This is a genomic window from Bradyrhizobium sp. LB14.3 (assembly GCF_040547985.1).
Lineage (GTDB): Bacteria > Pseudomonadota > Alphaproteobacteria > Rhizobiales > Xanthobacteraceae > Bradyrhizobium.
Genome location: NZ_JBEPQT010000007.1, coordinates 121,154 through 135,874, shown reverse-complemented (window position 1 = coordinate 135,874; position 14,721 = coordinate 121,154). Strand labels below are relative to the sequence as shown.

Below are 14,721 nucleotides of genomic sequence, written 5' to 3'. Positions count from 1 at the left end.
GATGCAGAGCACGCTCGCCATCAACCTGGTGCGGATCGCGATCATCATCGCGATCCTGGCGCTGTGGGAGGTGCTGCCGCGCACCGGCATCGTCAATCCGCGCCTGCTGCCGTCGGCGTCCGACACGTTCGCGACGCTCGGCGATCTCCTGCAGCGCGCGGCCGTGCAGAAGGATCTGATGGTGACCGCGACCGAGGTGCTGGCCGCGTTCGCGCTCGCCGTGCCCTTCGGCGCAGTGATCGGCTTCCTGGTCGCGGAGAACCGCTACTTTGCCGACGTGGCCAAGCCGCTGCTGTTCTTCGCGTTCAGCATTCCGAAGTCGATCTTCCTGCCGATGTTCATCCTGGTGTTCGGCGTCGGCTTCGCGCAGAAGGTCGGTTTCGGCTTTTTCTCCACGATCTTCATCGTGATCATGTCGACCGCGACGGCGGTGGAGTCGGTCAAGGTCGAGCATCTCACGGTGGCGCGCTCCTATGGCGCCACGCCGATCCAGACCGCGTTCCGGGTCTATCTGCCGAGCATGCTGCCGGTGCTGCTGGAGGCCTTGCGGATCTCCATGATCTTCAACCTGACCGGCGTGATTTTGGCCGAGATGTACGCCTCGCGCGACGGCATCGGCCACCAGATCGCGACCTGGGGTGAGAATTTCCAGATGAAGCAGCTCCTCGCCGGCGTCGTGATGGTCGCCGCGATCGCCATGACCTTCAACGAACTAGTCAGATGGGTGGAAACGCGATGCAGCCATTGGCGAACGTGACCCCGTTGAAGCCTCCCGCGCGCGCCGGCGCGATCGAGGTGAAGAATGTCGGCCAGGTGTTCAAGACCAGGTCGCAGGACGTCGTCGCGCTGGAGGACGTCTCGCTGGAGATCAAGCCCGGCCGCTTCGTCGTGCTGGTCGGTCCGAGCGGCTGCGGCAAGTCCACCCTTCTGATGATGATGGCTGGGCTGCGCCAGCAGACCTCGGGCACGATCACCATCAGCGGCGCGCCGATCCCGGAGCCGGACCCCGACAGGGTCGGCGTGGTGTTCCAGGAGGCGAGCCTGTTTCCCTGGCTGACGGCAGAGGACAATGTCGAGTTTCCGTTGGCACTGCGCGGCGTGCCCAAGGCGGAACGGCGCACCAAGGCGCAGGATGCGCTCAAGCTGGTTGGCCTCGACGGCTTCGGAAAGCGCCATCCGCATGAGCTCTCAGGCGGCATGAAGCAGCGCGTCTCGATCGCGCGCGGGCTGGTGCAGGACCCGCCGGTGCTGCTGATGGACGAGCCGTTCGCCGCGCTCGACGAGCAGACGCGCATGACCATGGGCGACGAGTTGCTGCGTATCTGGGCGGCGACCGGAAAGACAGTCGTGTTCGTCACGCACAGCCTCACCGAAGCCGTCTATCTCGCCGACGAGGTGATCGTGATGTCGGCGCGGCCCGGCCGCATCGTCGACCATCTCCAGGTCCAGCTGCCGCGGCCCCGCACCTACGAGATGCTGAGCGGCGACGCTTTCGGCGCGCTGCGCGACCGCATCTGGCGGCACATCCGCAAATCGGCGTGAGGCGGGAGATGAGCGCCAAGATGACCGCGAAGATCAGCGCGAAGACGCTGCGATATCTGATCGTGATCGGCCTGATTGCACTTTGGGAGCTGCTGCCGCGCACCGGTCTTATTCCCGAGCTGTTCCTGCCGTCCCTGTCGTCAACGCTGGTCGCTGGATGGAGCGACGCTGCCGAATACGGTCATGCGCTGGCGGTGACGCTCTACGAAGTCGTGGTCTCCATGGCGTTCGCCTGTGGCGGCGGCATCCTGCTCGGCGCCGTCGTCGGCAGCCTGCCGCGCCCGCGCGTCCTGATCATGCCGATGGTATCGAGCCTCTACGCGGTGCCGCTCGTGATCCTCTATCCCGTCTTCACCGTGTGGCTCGGCATCGGCTCGGAGTCAAAGATCGCGTTCGCCTCGATCTACGGTTTCCTGCCGACGATGCTCGCGACCGCGGCCGGCATCCAGACCATCGATCCGCAGCTCCTGCTCGCGGCGCGCAGCATGGGCGCGACGCTGACACAGCGGCTGGTTCGCGTCATCATCCCTGCGGCAATCCCGACCGTGCTGTCGGGCTTGCGCGTCGGCGGTGCGCTTGTGATCGTCGGCGTCGTGGTCTCGGAGATGCTGATCTCCTCGGCCGGCATCGGCTATCTGATCTCGCGCTACCGCACGATCCTCGACAGTCCGCACGTGTTCGCGGGTGTGCTGCTCGTGCTGTTCATGGCGATCGCCTTCAACGCCGCGATCCGGTGGATCGAGCGCAAGGCGGCGATCTGGCAGACCGGCACGCGCGCAGGTCAGGCCAATGACGAGATCGCGTCGGGCGCGATGCAGCCGGCGACCTGAGGTTTTAGCGTGTACGATCTGACCCTGACATTCGACAACGGCCCCGATCCCGACGTGACGCCGCGCGTGCTCGATATTCTCGGCGAGCGCGGGATCAAGACCACCTTCTTCGTCATCGGTGAGAAACTCGCCGACCCCGCGCGGCACGGCCTTGCGGTGCGAGCACACGGGGAGGGGCACTGGATCGGCAATCACACGTTTACGCACACCATTCCGCTCGGTGAGCAGCCGGACCGGGACACTGGGGAGAACGAAATCGGCCGCACGCAAGGAGCGATCGGCGATCTCGCGCATCCGCAGCGCTGGTTCCGGCCTTTCGGTGGCGGCGGCAATCTGGACACGCGGCTTTTGAAGCCGTCCGTCGTCGATTATCTCACCCGCAACAAGCACAGCTGCGTGCTGTGGAATGCGATCCCGCGCGACTGGGACGATCCCGACCGTTGGACCGAGCGCGCACTTGACCAATGCAACCGGCAGCCGTGGACGCTAATGGTGCTGCACGATCTGCCGACCGGCGCGATGGACCATCTCGAGCGCTTTCTTGACCGCGCCGAAGCGGCCGGCGGTCGCTTCCGCCAGGATTTCCCGCCGCAATGCGTTCCGATCCGCAGCGGCGAGATTGCACTTCCGATCAACGATTATGTTTCCTCCATCGAAGAGAGTGTTTGACCCATGAAAGTCGCAAGTTTCACGATCGCCGGCGCCGCCAGCTACGGCATTGTCACCGACAAGGGCGTCATCGATGCCGGCAGGCGGCTGACGGCATTTGCGACGCTGAAGACGCTGCTTGCGAAGGGCTCGCTCGGCGAACTGAAAAAGCTTGCCGGCGAGACGCCCGACTACGCGCTGCAGGATGTCGCGCTGCTGCCGACCATTCCCGATCCCGACAAGATCTTCTGCATCGGCGTCAACTATGCCACCCATCTGGCCGAGAGCGGCCATCCTACCCCGCCACACCCGATGATCTTCACCCGCTTCGCCAACAGCCAGGTCGGGCATGGCCAGCCGATGATCCGGCCGCTGGAATCCGAGCGTTTTGATTATGAAGGCGAGATGGCGGTCGTCATCGGCAAGGCCGGTCGCCGCATCTCGCGCGAAGCCGCGCTTGGCCATGTCGCCGGCTATGCCTGCTACAATGACGGCAGCATCCGCGACTGGCAGCGCCACACCTCTCAATTCGCACCCGGCAAGAACTTTGCCGGCACCGGCGGCTTCGGGCCCTGGATGGTCACAACCGACGAATTGGCCGATGTCACCAAGCAGACACTGATCACGCGGCTGAACGGTGTCGAGGTGCAGAAGGCCCCGATCTCCGATCTCGTCTTCGACGTTCCCGCCCTGATCGCCTACTGCTCGACCTTCACCGAACTCGCGCCGGGCGATGTCATTGTCACCGGCACGACCGGCGGCGTCGGCGCCTATCGCACCCCGCCGCTGTGGATGAAGGGCGGCGACGTCGTGGAGATCGAGATTTCTGGCATCGGCATCTTGCGCAATCCCGTCAAGGACGAGGTGCCGGCCACGGCGACGCGCGCGGCCTGACAGCCGCGCTCGACAACATAAGAAGGAGAACCCCATGCCCTTGCCAACGCACATCTTGCCGACCACTGTGGTCGGCAGCTATCCGCAGCCGGAATGGCTGGTGAACCGCGCCATGCTGTCGAAGGTGGTGCCGCGCACTCGCCTGCACGACATGTGGCGGCTACCGGCGGAACATCTTGAGGAGGCGCAGGACGATGCGACCATCGTCGCGATCCGCGACATGGAGCGCGCCGGCATCGACATCGTGACCGATGGCGAAATCCGCCGCGAGAGCTACTCCAACCGCTTCGCCACGGCGCTCGACGGTATCGACGGGGATAATCCCGCGATGATCACGGCACGCACTGGCAACACTCAGACCCCGGTGCCGCGCGTCGTCGGGCCGGTGAAACGCAAGGGACCGGTTGAGCTGCACGACATGCAGTTCCTGCGCAGGAATACTGATCGTGCAGCGAAGATCACCCTGCCGGGTCCGTTCACCATGAGCCAGCAGGCCAGGAACGAGTTTTACAAGGACGAGGAAGAGCTCGCGATGGCCTTGGCCGAGGCCGTCAATGCCGAGGCGCTGGATCTGCAAAGAGCAGGCGCTGACGTGATCCAGCTCGACGAGCCCTGGGTGCGCAACAATCCGGATCTCGCCAAACGCTACGCGGTCAAGGCGATCAACCGGGCGCTGAAGGGCATCACGGTGCCGACCGTCGTGCATCTCTGCTTCGGCTATGCCGCGGTCGTGCCCGGCTCGAACAAGCCGGCCGGCTATTCCTTCCTCGCCGAGCTTGACGACACGATCGCCGACCAGATCTCGATCGAAGCCGCGCAGCCGAAGCTCGACCTCGGTGTGCTCAAGGACCTCTCGTCGAAGAAGATCATGCTCGGCGTGCTCGACCTCGCCGATCCCGCGATCGAGAGCGTCGATACCGTGGCCGATCGCATTCGCAACGGCCTGAAATACGTATCGCCGGATCGCCTGGTTCCTGCGCCCGATTGCGGCATGAAATACATGCCGCGCGCAACTGCGTTCGGGAAGCTCAAGGCCATGTGCGATGCAGCAGCGATGGTCAGGCGAGAGCTAGGCTGAAAGGGCGCGCGTCAGAGTTAGTTAATGCGCCAAACCGCAGCGACTTTGAAAAATCGGCAGAACGATGTGAATGTTGGAATGCGTCGTCAGGGACACTTCAGTTCGCGCCTCTTTCGAGCCGAGGGGCGGACTCAATTGATCCACCAACTGGCGGAGCAAGTGCGACCGAGCGAAATCAAACTACCGCCCAGAGGTCAAACGACAATCTATTTCGCTGCGGAGCGCAGAAAAATCAATTGGTTTCGTCAACAAGGCCTCTGCACCCGCTGCCATGGCTCTTCGTCGGGTGTCGCCATCACCGTAGGCAGTGATCATGATCACCGGGACATCCGGCCTTGACGCTTTCGCTTTGGGTAGAAGTTCAAGGCCGCTCATTCCGGGCATATTGACGTCCGACAAAATCAGGATCAAAGGCACGGTATTGGCATCACTGATTTTCTGAAGCGCGCTATCTCCCGAAGTAGCGAATTCCATTGTAAAGCGGCCGGAACGGATGTCGCGCCTGAATTGCTGGCGAAACAGGTCTTCGACGTCGGGTTCATCATCGACCACGAGTATAAGACAAGTCACGAATGAGTCTCAGCGTTGCTGGCATGGGCGGAGCGTGGAAGGACCACTCGAAATTCAGTGAACTGGCCGGCTTGAGTGTCGACCTCAATCGAGCCGGCGTGTTGCTTGACAACGATATCGTAGCTTAGCGAAAGCCCGAGACCGGTGCCTTCTCCGGGCGGCTTGGTCGTGAAGAATGGGTTGAACATTTTCTCCATCACTTCGGACGGAATTCCCGAGCCATTGTCGCGAATTCGAATTTCGACGCGGTTCCCCAGATTTCTGGTTGCTGCAGTAAGCTGAGGCTCGTAATCATCGCGGCCATCGTCTGCCTTACGTTTCCTCGCAGCATAAAATCCGTTGTTGATCAGGTTCAGTAGCACGCGGGTGATCTCCTGGGGTACCAGCTCGGCCTCTCCTGCGCCGGGATCGAATTTCTGGTCGAGCCTGATATAAAACCCCTGCTCCTCGGCCCGGGCACCGTGATAGGCAAGGTTGAGACTCTCCTCAACCAGGGTATTGATATCAACCGCGCGCCGCTCACCTGAATCATCGCGCGAGTGCATCAGCATATTCTTGACGATCGAGTCTGCGCGCTTGCCGTGCCGCACCACCTTTTCGAGGTTACTTTTAAGAAGCCTTGCGATTTCATCCGTTTCCTGGCGCATGCTATCGTTCAATGACGCTGGTTTAAGGACCTCGCCTAGCTCGTCGACCAACCCCTGCGAGAGTGCGGAAAAATTATTGATAAAATTGAGCGGGTTCTTGATTTCGTGGGCGATGCCGGCGGTGAGTTGGCCTAGCGAAGCGAGCTTTTCGGTTTGGATTAGCCGATCCTGCGCGGCGCGCAGTTCGTCTAGCGAGTGCGACAGCTCCCGCGTTCGTTCACGGACTTTTTCTTCGAGAGACTGCCGCTCCTGATCAAGCGCCTGGTAGAAGCTCGCGTTGTTGATCGCGGTAGAAGTCTGGCTAACTAAGTTGGCCAGCTCGAGCAGGACCTCGCCGTCTTGGACAACCCGGCGCTGGTAATGCGCCTGCGCCGCTGTATTTCCCGCGACCAGCAGGCGGATGGGGTTGTTCGGTTCCCCGCCCAAAGGCGAGACGATGTACTCGTCCATACCGAAGAGACGCCGCAGCGAAGTCAGCTCGCTGCGGCGGCAATCGGGCAAACACAGTACCCGCTCCACACCGTCATAAAGTGGCGCGAGCGCCAGCGAGGCGGCGGGGAGAGCCAGCCTGGCAATGCTGGGGCTCTCGGCATCGTCATAGTATCCATCCATCGTCTCGACGGAGAACACGTTCGCCCCGGGCTGCTTAAAAAGAATGAGGCAGCGCTCGAAGTTGAGTTCGTATAAAGCGAATTCTGAGGCAAGCTGCAGGATCGTGGCGAGGTCGACGGTTGTATTGAATTTCTTACCAAGTTCGTAGAGCTGACGATACGCGCTCATCTGGCCGTCGAGATGCTCTTGGACTTCGTAGAGCTGACTCTCAGTCGTCACCAGGCGCTTGACCTCATCCGAGAGGCGCTGGTTTTCAACGCGAAGGCGGTCGATCTCGCTCATGCTACCGATCTTTCCACAGGACGCGGAGTAGCGGTGCTGACATTGGCTAACTCAGTAAACTGCTAATACTACGGCGGTGTAGTTGTGGAAATAGTCGCGCCCTCCTATCGGCCCAATTTCTCCATAGGTGTAGAGGCCTATCCATGGCACCGTGGGCCCAATTTTTTGCTGAAGCTTTTCCAGTATTTGGCCTTTTTGCTGGTCGCGGAAAACGGCTTTGCCGCGGCCTATGCAGTCGAACTGAAACACCATCTTCGGTGCGTTATTGCCTAATGTTGACTTGATTTCTTCGCCAATGCGGTCGACGCCGGCCGATATCTTCTCGTGGTCGCGCCGGCTCATCCAGATGCTCGTACCTTCTTCGACCTCGGTCGGAATTGTGATTGACCCCGCCTTGTCATCTTTTGTCGGCATGAAGCGGATCAAATAGTCGTCGTAACCCTTGATCTGTTCGGGCGCCTTGAATGCCATGCAGAGACTGAGGACCGCCTTGCTCCAATTGTCGATTTCGTCACCGACCAGATATTCCTTGAGCACATCGAGGACTGGCATGCCGTCGATCTCGTAAATGACGTTGCCGGAGCAGCGGGTCACCTTGCGTTCGCCGCCGATCGGAAGGCAGCCGTGGTTAACCGCCCAGGCAAGCCGAGCTGATCCGGACAGCAGAATGCAGGCGATGCCATCGGATGTGATTTGATCGTCGCAATATTGATAGGTTTGTTTGAATTCCATGTTGTCGGCCGACGTACCCCCAAACAGGGGCAGGTGACGATCAAGCTGCAATTCACTCTTGAGGCCTGCGGCGAATCGGTCAAAATTCAGGGTCAGCCCGTCGCCAAGCATGATCAACCCAAGCGTGTCAGGCTGCATCTCGCAAGCCAGGCTCTGAGCGATGGTCCTTCCCGCGGCTTCCGAATCCGCCTTGAGGCCGGAGGCGATTGCGTTCTTGAATTTCAATTCATCGGAGCTGATGGTCATCACGGCCACCGAGAAGTTCGACTCGTCGGCTTCGACACCTGCGATGACTCCCCCGCCAGACCCGCCGGCGAGCGGAGCACCGCCGGTGGCCACGCGAACGGCGTCCAAGAGTGCGCGCTGTTCATATCCGACGGAAGCAAACATAAAGACGAAGTCGGGCCGGTCGATCCCGGCCGCCGTCAATGCTCTCTCGGCGGCCTCGCGCCCGGCCACCTTCGGATTTCGATGATGACTCATCCCAACACCGGCATTCGTACCCATCGGTATGACCTTTCATCGCGAGCGAACCGGACGCCTGTCCCCAGCAGATTTGCTTAGCTCTATGAGAGATTGCCGATAGGGCGACGACAACAGCGGCAAAGAACGATGAGCACGGCATCCTCAGGCTAGTCGGGGAACCAACGGCTGCCTATGCTAATCCGGCAAAACGCACGCCTTGCCTTATTTTGAGAACGTAGCACCGTACACCTTTTGTTGCCATGGACGCCGACCGGCTCTGGACAGAAGCTTACCTCTTGGTGTTCGTCGCAGTTTCGATGGCGACCAGCAGCGATGCAGGTTGCATCGGCTTGGCAAGGAAAGCCGCGCAACCGGCCGCTTCGCAGCGTTCACGAGCGCTGGTCTCGTTGTGAGCCGTGATGACGATGGTGGGAATCCGGATCCCTGAGCGAGTGAGTTGGTGCTGAAGCTCGAGGCCGCTCATTTCGGGCATCTGCAGGTCGACGATCAGGCACACTGGCAGTCCGAGCGGCAGCCCGGCCAGAAAGCCCCGGGCCGAGGTGTATGTCCTGACCTCGAGCGCGCGTGCCCTCAACAAGCGCTCGAGAGCCCTCAGAACGAAGGGGTCGTCATCCACAATCGCGATGCAGCCCGAGTTGTCTCCCATGGTGACACTATCGGCGTCAGGGTTGTGGCCTGTCGAGTTGGCCCTTGGACCAACATTGCCTGGAATTCCACTCGGCACTAGATCCGCGCTTTTTCCGTCAACCTTACGAGGTCCGCCACCGAGCGCACCCCGAGTTTCATCATCACCCGCCCGCGGTGCACCTTGATCGTCTTCTCCGCAGTACCCAGGTTCCCCGCGATCTGCTTGTTGAGGCGGCCGGCGACCACCTGGGTCAGAACTTCGCGCTCCCGCGGTGTCAGCATCGCGAGCCGTACCTTGATCTCGCCGATCTCAGCAATAGCGACGCGGGTCGCCGCATCCTCTTTCCCGGCTCGTGCAATCGCGGCCAACAGTTCTGTTTCCTTGACAGGCTTGGTCAGGAAGTCGATCGCACCGGCACGCATGGCGCGGACGCTGGTCGGGATGTCACCCTTTCCGGTCAGGAAGATGATTGGCCTTTGCGAACCTGCTGCAGTCAAGGTCTGCTGCAACTCTAGCCCATTCAACCCCGGCATCGACACATCTAGTATGGCACAACCAGGCACCGATCCATCGTGTTCGGCTAGAAACATCGGCGCAGACGTGAATGCCTTGACGTCGAAGTTTCGCGCCCGTAACAGCCGCGACAACGCATTCAGCACCCTCGTGTCATCATCAACAACGAAAATTGTGAACGTCGGATCTTTCATTGGGCCTCCGCAAGGACTTCTTGCGTTGGCAACAATATAGTCGCGACGACGCCACCAGTACGGTCGTTAGCCACGGCAATCTTGCCTCCATGCGCTTCAATGATGGTGGAGCAGATCGTCAGTCCAAGTCCAAGGCCATGGGTCTTGGTCGTGAAGAACGGTTCGAACAATCGGTCTGCCTGGGCAACCTCGATCCCTGGTCCTCGATCTCTGACAAAAACCTCAATGCATCCCTGCGTTGCTCGGCTGGAGATCGTGATCGTCCGCGTCCCCGCGGTCGAAGCCATCGCGTCCATCGCGTTCATGAGGAGGTTTAGCAGAACCTGTTGCAATTGGACGGCATCGCCGAAGAGCTGCGGCAAAGCTGCCGCAAGATCCATGTTGACCATAATGCGGCGGTCGATCATTTCGCTCCGAAGCAACGCGACCGTCTGATCGATCAGTGCGTTCATACTGACAGACTCCAGCACCGTCTCGCCTTTTTTCAGCAAGCTGCGCAGGCGATGAATGACTTCGCCAGCCCGGTTAACATCTTGCACAATATCCTGCAGCGCGTCTCGAACCTCCGCGATGTTGGGGGGATCGTCAGCCAGCAGATAGAGCGCAGCCTGCGCGTTCGACAAGATCGCAGTGAGTGGCTGGTTGACCTCGTGGGCGATCGCACCGGAGAGCTCACCCAGAACGGAAACCCTCATCAAATGCGTAACTTCCTGTCGCTGCAACTCCGCTTCGGACTCGGCGGCCTTCTGCTCGGTGACATCAACGAAGATTCCGCTAAATCGGTTCGGAGCTCCGTGATCGTCGGGGCGCACACGCGTCCGGATGCTGATCCAGCGCACCTGACCTTCCATTAGTATCCGAACTTGCGTTACGGCAGGTTCGCCGGCATTCCCGATTTGCCGGATCGCGGCGAGTGCGACATCGCGGTCGCCAGGGTGTATGATTTCCAAAAACGTATCGCGGGTAAGCGGCCGGTCACCCGCGAGCCCGAACATTGCTCGGCAATGCTCAGTGGCCCACATTCCGTTCGTTGTTCGGTCAAACTGCCATAGACCGACATTTACCGAAGCCGCGGTGAAGCTCATTCGCTCCTCGCTTTCCTTGAGCGATATCTCCGCTTGATAGCGCCGGCGTCGCTGGAACAGCAATGCGGTGACGAAGGATGCCTGCAGTCCGACAATCAAGATCGTGCTCAGTACGAGGTAGCGATGCTCACTCCAGAGCGTCGGCTGCTTGAAGAGTACAACGCTGCCAAGCGGAAGGTCACTTTCTTTGAGGCCCCACTGCGTCATAGCCCGCGCATCAGTCCGGAATGCGGGCTTCGGATTGGATTTGGGAGGAACCTTCGTGACCTCGGTACCTGAAAGTATCTCAAGGGCCATGTCAGCGGCAGTTATGCCCAGAGACTCGAATGTGTCTGTGTATCCTCCAACGATGCCGGCGCCGATATAAGTATCGAAGATCCCATAGACTGGGGCGGCGGAAGCTTTCGCCACCGCCGCAGCCACGTCTCTTGGGATGAAGCGTTTGCCTTCGCGATCTGCAAAAAAGGTAAGCATCATGACAATGCTGTCACTTGGCAGCCGTGAAACGTCGCGCAGCAATTCCGCATGAGTGAGGTTAGACCAGTAGACCACCTCAAGCCCGGCATTCTGGCTTTCAATCGCAGTGCGTGCGATTTCACGCCAGCGGAGATCGACGACATCGGTCCCGCTAATCACAACCAAGCGGCGTGCGTTGGGCTGAAGCCGTTCTGCAAGCTCGAGTGTCTTTTCAGGGTAGGAGTTATTGATCACGCCGGTGATGTCCGGCGGCAACTGCAGCGCTTCGTAGGTCGACCGGGTGACATCGGAAAATACGACAGGAACACCCGGGCCGATTACGTCACGATACTTGAGGATAAAAGGTATCGCCGAGACGCCGATTACGAACAGAAGGTCGAAATGGACGCCGGCGTATTTCTCGCGAAGGAAATTGGCCATTCGTGAGGCGTGCGCCTCATCCGGACGTCGGGCCAAATCCAGATATTCGGCGTCGATTTCAAGCCCCTCGGGAGATCGTTCCAGCCAGCGCTTTCGAACCGCATCCGAAACCAGTGCGGTAGCCGGGAACGTATAATTGTATGCGTGGAGAACTAAAACCCGTCGCGACGCATCTTCAGCGTGAGATTGAGCGATGAAAACCCAAGGCGTGAAAAGAATCAGCAGAAATGCACCACGCAAAAGACGCGCGTACCTAGCAGCCGGCCAACCAACACGATCGCAGGCTTTCACGAAGCTCGTCCATTCGAAACCCGGACGAGAATAGAGCATTCATTCGGGAGCTGTCGAGTGGTGAACTCGGCTTTGGGCGGTGGTGGGACTAAGCCGCATCGGACCACAGATCGGTTTTCATGCGCGCCCACGTCCTCCGCCGCACGGCCACGTGGGACCTTGGTCCAATTTAGCGGGGCGGTTTCGCCGAATACCTTCCTCAGCTGGATACCTTCGCTGCGGCGCGGCTGCAGAGCCGTTCTGGAGCGGGGGCGAAGATCAGAACCCCACTCTCAGCCCCATCAAATCACGTTCCGCGCGACCAAACGCTTCATCCTTGCGAGCCTGCGATAGCAATGCGCCAAGTGTGTTATCTCAAGTCGTTTTTGTCCGGCCGGCGGAGCGACAGCCGCTTCGGTCAGTGCGTCGGCGAGTTCGTCGCACTCGTCCGCTGTCATGTTGATCGGCTGCTCTGGCTCGGTGCCCATCGATCATCCTCGAACCTTCGGACCTTAAGCGACAGGGGCTGGCAAATCTATTCGTCGCCCCCGGCCGGATTCACTTAATTCGGAGCCCGCCGCCGAGCCCCAACCGCCAACCGTCCGATGGAAACACACAACACGTGTGCCGAAAACTGCGGAGGAGAAGATGGATCGGAGTGCGACGCTCAGCTTTGAAGATCCACTTTGCTACCAGGCGGCGATCACCACTGCGGATCTTGAGGTGCTACCGACGTCAGGCTGTTCGTTCAGGGCGGAATTGACCAAGGTCCGCTTGGGTGAGCTATTGCTGCAACGCTTCTTCCATAATCTACCCACGCTCAACACCGGCGTTATCAAGCCCGGACGCAGGGTATTTACGTTCCTGACGTCATCGTCGCCAGCTAGTATGCGGCACTGCGGAATGGACGTTTTGTCTGGAGACATCATCGCCAATGACAGCGACGAGATACACCAGCAGACCGAGGCCGAGTTTCGTCTGGGATCGATATCTCTCGCGATCGCCCAACTCGATGCCGCTTGCCAAGCCATAGCCGGTTGCGAGTTTTTTTCGAACTCAGCGCAGAAGCAGCTTATTCGGCCGGATGCTGCTATGATGTCGCGGCTGTTGAACCTGCATGAGGTAGTGGGCCAAATCGCAGCAAACGCGCCTGAGATTCTTGTCGTGAACGAGGCAGCGCGCTCCTTGGAGAACCAGTTCATCCATCTACTGGTCAGGTGTCTGACGGAGAGCGCATCTAGTCGATCCATTAACTGCGGCCTGCGGCAGGCTCGGATAATCGCAAAATTCCATGAATATCTTGAAGCTAACCCGAACGTGCCGCTTTATTTGGAAGACATATGCGGAGCGATCGGAGCGGCGGAACGCAGCCTTCGCGCCGCCTGCGAAACACATCTCGGCATGGGTCCTATCCGCTATCTTGCGCTGAGGAGAATGCACCTTGTTCGCCGGGCGCTCTCGCAAGCCGATTCTTCCACCACAACCGTGACGAGAATTGCCATGGAGCACGGGTTCTGGGAGCTGGGGCGCTTCTCAGGGAGTTACCGCGCGATGTTTGGGGAAACGCCTTCGGCTACATTGTTCCGACCGCCGCACGACCGACCTGCGGATGGCCTGATGTAGCGCGAGCGCCGAGTTGAAGCCGGCCAAATCCACCAGACTTAGCACTCTAGCTACGCCGTCGGTCCACTTCCGGTCTGGCCCTGAACGGACCCTTCAGCCGCTTCCACCCCAACCAGCGCCCGCCTATCCTTCGTATTGGTCCGGCCCCATCGCCCAGAGCGATTGATCGTGGCCGGATGCGTAATTGCGATTGTTCAGCGCCGGATTGCGATTGACCATCGGCCGCATGAACATCGGGTGGGTGGCGCTGCGCACCTCGTGCTCGACCGTGAACAGGGGCTTGCCGCCGTCGAGATCGACGATGTCGCAGAACCGGTACTGATATTGATTGTCCTCGCGCGAGATCAAATTGCGCGCCAACAGCCTGCGGTAAGGGCCGGAGAAGTCGGTGATGTACATCTGCACATGGTGGCCGTCGTAGTCGCCTTGCGGCCGATCGGTTTCGCGGAACAACAGATGCTGGTCGCGGCCCGTCTTCACGGCGGCGACCGTGCCGTCGCCGTTCCACGTTTCGGATGGCATGCCCATGATTTCAGGGTAGAAGGCGCAGATACGCGCTGCTGAACCCACCGGCACGTCGAACTCGACATAGGGAATGCCGAGTGCGATGCGGCCGAAGCGCGCGGCGTCGGGCTCGTAACAGCGCAGGCGGTTGCCCCAAGGACAAGTCGCTTCGACATGGTCGTTGCGCTCGGCGAAGGCGAACGCCGTGCCCTCGAGCTTTTTGGCGACCGACGCCAATCGCGCCAGCAGCGCCTCGCGGCCCGCGATGACCAGTCCGACATGACCGCGCAGCACCTGCGGCCTCCCGCTCGGCAAGTGAAATTGGCTCCGCCCAGCGTTGATCCACATGTTGGTGTCGGACACCATCAGGTAGGGATCGCGGGTGAGCCCGAGGCCCGTGACGTAGAACAGGGTGGCGGGCCGCTGATCCGGGACCTGGATGTTGACGTGCTCGAGATGGATCGCGTTGCCGAGATCTTCTGCGGATCGATCGAATTGTTGCGGCATGGATGGGGCTCTCGCTGGGGGACGGACGGGTCATACTAAAGCGTTTTCAAGCGAAGTGGACACCGGTTCGCGTAAAGAAAACGCGTCAAAATAAGAATCTAGAGCGCACAATTTCCGCCAGCCGAAACGGCGAACCGATGACATCTTGAGGGCTGGGCATGACGTCCGTTGCGACCTTG

General features: G+C 60.3%; 15 protein-coding genes. 7 read left to right on the top strand and 8 right to left on the bottom strand.

Annotated features, from left to right (window positions below; genetic code table 11):
• Position 1 precedes the first annotated feature (1 nt).
• Genes ABIB00_RS16380 through ABIB00_RS16355 form a run of 6 tightly spaced genes read left to right on the top strand, consistent with a single transcriptional unit; the run spans position 2 to position 4,992 of the window.
• On the top strand, positions 2-757 hold the full coding sequence (locus tag ABIB00_RS16380; RefSeq protein ID WP_354105053.1) for an ABC transporter permease: 756 nt from the start codon (positions 2-4) through the stop codon (positions 755-757).
• Positions 736-1,542, top strand: a complete 807-nt coding sequence (locus tag ABIB00_RS16375) for an ABC transporter ATP-binding protein (protein ID WP_354046053.1) — start codon at positions 736-738, stop codon at positions 1,540-1,542. Before ABIB00_RS16380 ends, ABIB00_RS16375 begins: the two co-directional genes overlap by 22 nt.
• Before the next feature lie 8 nt (positions 1,543-1,550).
• Entirely contained in the window at positions 1,551-2,372 is an 822-nt protein-coding gene (locus tag ABIB00_RS16370) for an ABC transporter permease (protein ID WP_354046055.1), read from the top strand.
• Between the two features lie 9 nt (positions 2,373-2,381).
• A complete protein-coding gene (locus tag ABIB00_RS16365) occupies positions 2,382-3,041 on the top strand; it encodes a polysaccharide deacetylase family protein (RefSeq protein WP_354046057.1) in 660 nt (219 codons plus the stop codon).
• 3 nt (positions 3,042-3,044) lie between these two features.
• Entirely contained in the window at positions 3,045-3,914 is an 870-nt protein-coding gene (locus tag ABIB00_RS16360) for a fumarylacetoacetate hydrolase family protein (RefSeq protein ID WP_354046059.1), read from the top strand.
• A gap of 34 nt (positions 3,915-3,948) precedes the next feature.
• On the top strand, positions 3,949-4,992 hold the full coding sequence (locus ABIB00_RS16355; protein ID WP_354046061.1) for a 5-methyltetrahydropteroyltriglutamate--homocysteine methyltransferase: 1,044 nt from the start codon (positions 3,949-3,951) through the stop codon (positions 4,990-4,992).
• Positions 4,993-5,172: 180 nt separating this feature from the next.
• Here the strand turns inward: ABIB00_RS16355 and ABIB00_RS16350 are convergent, their stop codons facing one another.
• The 7 genes from ABIB00_RS16350 to ABIB00_RS16320 form a co-directional block, all read right to left on the bottom strand.
• A complete protein-coding gene (locus ABIB00_RS16350) occupies positions 5,173-5,562 on the bottom strand; it encodes a response regulator (RefSeq protein WP_354046063.1) in 390 nt (129 codons plus the stop codon).
• Positions 5,559-7,103, bottom strand: a complete 1,545-nt coding sequence (locus ABIB00_RS39080; RefSeq protein WP_502917754.1) for a sensor histidine kinase — start codon at positions 7,101-7,103, stop codon at positions 5,559-5,561. The genes ABIB00_RS16350 and ABIB00_RS39080 overlap by 4 nt, the downstream gene beginning before the upstream one ends.
• A 51-nt stretch (positions 7,104-7,154) precedes the next feature.
• Positions 7,155-8,342, bottom strand: coding sequence for an FIST signal transduction protein (locus ABIB00_RS16340; protein WP_354105052.1), 1,188 nt, complete (start codon positions 8,340-8,342; stop codon positions 7,155-7,157).
• 247 nt (positions 8,343-8,589) lie between these two features.
• A complete protein-coding gene (locus ABIB00_RS16335; RefSeq protein ID WP_354105051.1) occupies positions 8,590-8,967 on the bottom strand; it encodes a response regulator in 378 nt (125 codons plus the stop codon).
• 77 nt (positions 8,968-9,044) lie between these two features.
• Complete coding sequence (locus ABIB00_RS16330) at positions 9,045-9,656, bottom strand: response regulator transcription factor (RefSeq protein ID WP_354105050.1); 612 nt, start codon at positions 9,654-9,656, stop codon at positions 9,045-9,047.
• Entirely contained in the window at positions 9,653-11,929 is a 2,277-nt protein-coding gene (locus tag ABIB00_RS16325; RefSeq protein ID WP_354105049.1) for a sensor histidine kinase, read from the bottom strand. The genes ABIB00_RS16330 and ABIB00_RS16325 overlap by 4 nt, the downstream gene beginning before the upstream one ends.
• Before the next feature lie 281 nt (positions 11,930-12,210).
• Positions 12,211-12,396 (bottom strand): hypothetical protein, encoded by a 186-nt coding sequence (locus tag ABIB00_RS16320; RefSeq protein ID WP_354105048.1) that lies wholly within the window; start codon positions 12,394-12,396, stop codon positions 12,211-12,213.
• A gap of 160 nt (positions 12,397-12,556) precedes the next feature.
• Here ABIB00_RS16320 and ABIB00_RS16315 point away from each other — a divergent pair, with 160 nt between their 5' ends.
• Positions 12,557-13,531, top strand: coding sequence for a helix-turn-helix transcriptional regulator (locus tag ABIB00_RS16315; RefSeq protein ID WP_354105047.1), 975 nt, complete (start codon positions 12,557-12,559; stop codon positions 13,529-13,531).
• A gap of 123 nt (positions 13,532-13,654) precedes the next feature.
• On the opposite strand, the gene ABIB00_RS16310 is transcribed toward ABIB00_RS16315, so the two are convergent.
• The gene (locus ABIB00_RS16310) at positions 13,655-14,542 is read right to left on the bottom strand and encodes a VOC family protein (protein ID WP_354105046.1); all 888 of its coding nucleotides are present in this window, start codon (positions 14,540-14,542) and stop codon (positions 13,655-13,657) included.
• Between the last annotated feature and the right edge of the window lie 179 nt (positions 14,543-14,721).